3 protein-coding genes are annotated in these 2,659 nt (G+C 65.1%); 2 read left to right on the forward strand and 1 reads right to left on the reverse strand.

Translation table 11 applies throughout. From position 1 onward, the window contains the following. Nucleotides 1–214 precede the first annotated feature (214 nt). Complete coding sequence (locus tag AB0J09_RS61845; RefSeq protein ID WP_360713445.1) at nt 215–541, forward strand: hypothetical protein; 327 nt, start codon at nt 215–217, stop codon at nt 539–541. Between the two features lie 37 nt (nt 542–578). On the opposite strand, the gene AB0J09_RS61850 is transcribed toward AB0J09_RS61845, so the two are convergent. Then, nucleotides 579–1,394 carry a serine hydrolase domain-containing protein gene (locus AB0J09_RS61850; protein WP_360713447.1) on the reverse strand — a complete coding sequence of 272 codons (816 nt, stop codon included), beginning with the start codon at nt 1,392–1,394 and terminating at the stop codon, nt 579–581. A gap of 447 nt (nt 1,395–1,841) precedes the next feature. Between AB0J09_RS61850 and AB0J09_RS61855 the strand changes: the two genes are divergently transcribed. Then, a complete protein-coding gene (locus AB0J09_RS61855; protein ID WP_360713449.1) occupies nt 1,842–2,021 on the forward strand; it encodes a hypothetical protein in 180 nt (59 codons plus the stop codon). Nucleotides 2,022–2,659 lie beyond the last annotated feature (638 nt).

Genomic DNA, 2,659 nt, shown 5'->3' on the forward strand with positions numbered 1-2,659 from the left:
CCGGCTTCGTGCTCCTCCGCCATCGCATCCTGCTCGGCTAAACCACGGTCCGTCACCACCGAAAGTGCGCCAGAGCCACTGACTGGACACACCCGTGCGCGCACCCAGACGCCCATGTTATCTGGGGTGACTTTTGGTAGTCAGCCATGTCAGGCAAGTAAGGCGGGCGCGTACTTGCCAGACAGATATCTAGGGGTCTTCAGGCATGTCAGCCATGTCAGGTGCGCTGCCTCGGTACTACCGGCCTGAGCGGGCGGTGGCCGCTGACGAGTCGGTGTCGTGGGTGGTGGTTGATGATGAGGATCTCGAGTTGCATGTCGAGGCATGCGCGTATCTGGCGGGGCTGCGCGGGGCGGGCCGGGCGTTCAACACCGAGAAGACGTACGCGGGCCGGATCGCTTTGTACTTGTCGTACTACCGGGGCCACGGCGTGGACTGGTCGAGCCCAAGTCTGGCGCGGCTGATGGCGATGATGTGGTGGCTGGTGGACGAGCCGATGCCGCCGCCGCGCTCGGGCAGGCCGGGGGCGACATCACCATAGAAGGCAGCGCGTAAGGGCGATCTAAGAGCCGGGCAGCCTACTGCGAAGCCCCGCAGAACACCTTGACGGCGATGCCCATGACCTCCGCAGTGGACGGGTTGCGGGTCGAGGGGTTGATCGACAGGGTGAGCGACTTGCCGGAGTCCGAGCGGAACGCGAACGTCAGATACCCGATCAGCTCACCGCTGTGCCCCCACACCGTGCCGCACGGCAGCGTGTACGCCTGCAGCCCGAGCCCGTAGCCGAACCCCGCCCCGGTCTCGACCGTCGTGCGCATCGCCTTCAGGGACGGCTCGCTGATGAGCTTGCCGTCGAGCAGCGCCGACATGAACCTCTCCAGGTCGTCGGTGGTCGAGATCATCTCCCCGGCGGCCCAGTCCAGTGAGGGGTTCATCCGGGTCGCGTCCACCAGGTCGGGCAGCGGCTCGTACCCCTTGGCATGCGGCGACGGCACTCCTGCCCTGTTCCCCGGCACCACCGTGTGGCGCAGCTTCAGCGGGCGCAGGATGCGGCGCGCGACCTCCTCGCCGTACGGGTTGCCGGTCAGCTTCTCCACCAGGAGCCCGAGCACCACGTAGTTGGTGTTGGAGTAGTGCCACTTCCCGTCGTCGGGGAGTTGCTTGGCGAAGGCGACCTTGAGCAGCTCTCGCGGCTGGTACGAGCGGAACCGGGCCTCGCCGCGCCAGCGGTTGGTCGAGTAGCCGGGCTCGCTCATGTAGTCGTACAGGTGGCTGGTGTGGTTGAGGATCTCGCGGACGGTGATCTGTGAGCCGCCGGGCACGAGACCGGGCAGGTACCGCTCGATGGGGTCGTCGAGGTCCGCCTTGTTCTCGTCCACGAGCTGGAGCACCACGGTGGCGACGAAGGTCTTGGTGATGCTGCCCGGAAGTAGCCGTTGGGAGAAGGCCGTCCGCCACGCTCGATATCGCGTACGCCGACGGCGCCCGACCAGGTACGGTCGGCGTCGGAGACCCGTGCCAGGACCGCCGTGGCGCCGTTGCCCGTCACGATCTTCTCCATGTCGGGGCGTACGTCCGCGCCGGAGCCACTCGCCGCCACAACCGCCGTCACCAGCACGTTCATCATCGTCTGCATCATGGGTACAACGCTACGGAGATCAACTTCGCGGCAGAATGCGGTGCCCCGCCCATTCTTCCTGCGGAAAACCTCAGGAGCCGAGGTAGCGCAGCACCGCTAGGACACCGCTAGGCCCCGGCGATAACTGTAGCTGGTGGTGTGCGACAGGGCGGAGTTTGTCGAACAGTGCGTTGACGTGCTTTTCCCCCGCGCTCTGCGACCCGTGCAGGGATTGCGCGATCGAGGCGTTGGTCAGGCCCTGCGCCAGGGGTTCCATCACCTGGTGTTCGCCGGCGTGAGCTGGGTCAGCGGGTCAGCGTGGCTGGTGCGCACGAGCAACTGGTGCACCACTTCCGGGTCAACCAGCGTGCCTTACGTGCCGGACAAGATCATCGCGCTCTGACCTGCGAAGAGATACAAAGAACCCTAGATAACGATCGCCCCACGGCAAGGCCGACTCCCCCTCCAGCAGTCAGCCGCACACCCTCCTGCATATCAGTAATCGACTGATCACTCAGCGCGAACGGCTGATGACGATGCGGGGCATGCCAAGGTCACTGGCCAAGATCAGCGATGGAGGGCCAAGTACTCACCCCGGGAACTCATGCTCACGCTGGCGTCGCACACGAAACCGGACACGCCCAAACCACCCCTCGGTCACTGATCAACACCATCAACGACCGACAACCCAACTACGTCCTCATGCAGCGTGGCGCGGAACACCGCGGGAACTCGGGATCGGGCTAGTCCACCGTGGCCCGAACCGTACGGGAAACGTATGGCCTACGCGGCATGGCGATCACCAGTCAGAACGCGGTGCGCCGCAAGAACCTACAGGACAGGGGACAAGCCGGACGGTGTGAACATCGGGCTGCTCGACGCCATGTGCCGCCACGCCCTGAACGCCGGCTACCACGTCATCCTCGAAGGGATCTTCTCTGAACTAAGTGGCCTTGCCTGGAAGTCTCTCGGGGGTTGACTTTCGGATCTGGTGTGGTCAGTCCGTGAGGGGGGTCACGTAGAGGTCGCAGGCCAGGTCGA

It is taken from the genome of Nonomuraea sp. NPDC049784 (assembly GCF_040659615.1).
GTDB lineage: Bacteria > Actinomycetota > Actinomycetes > Streptosporangiales > Streptosporangiaceae > Nonomuraea.

What these genes read in the sequence shown, in the direction of transcription:
- AB0J09_RS61845 (WP_360713445.1), top strand. Translation starts at nt 215, where the DNA reads ATGTCAGGTGCGCTGCCTCGGTACTACCGGCCTGAGCGGGCGGTGGCC.